At 66.4% G+C, this 259-nt stretch carries 1 protein-coding gene; it reads right to left on the bottom strand.

The features are described from left to right. Positions 1-259 (bottom strand): thiamine pyrophosphate-dependent dehydrogenase E1 component subunit alpha (locus GJQ66_RS13160; protein WP_230379644.1); only part of this gene is annotated, 259 nt, incomplete at both ends.

The following is a 259-nucleotide window of genomic DNA, read 5'->3' as shown; positions in this document are numbered from 1 at the left end:
CTCAACATGTAGAAGGAGATTTTCTTCTGACGCTGCGCGATCATCATGCGCGCGTCGAAAATGCGGGTCTTGAGCATCGCGCGCAGGCCGGCGATCAGCCGCGCATCGTCGAGATCCGGTGCCCACGGGCCGACGGCCCTGCCGCTGTCGTCGAGCACTCGCACGAGGCTGCGGGCGAGATCGGCGGTGTCCGCCGCGGCAACGTCGATCGGCGGGCGGCGAACGGCGCCGGCCGGCGATAGATGCAGATAGGAAAAGT

The sequence above is a fragment of the Microbacterium sp. ZXX196 genome, from assembly GCF_009709595.1.
Lineage (GTDB): Bacteria > Actinomycetota > Actinomycetes > Actinomycetales > Microbacteriaceae > Microbacterium > Microbacterium excoecariae.
The sequence above is the reverse complement of the archived record's forward strand: the minus strand, read 5'-3'. Positions and strand labels throughout refer to the sequence as shown.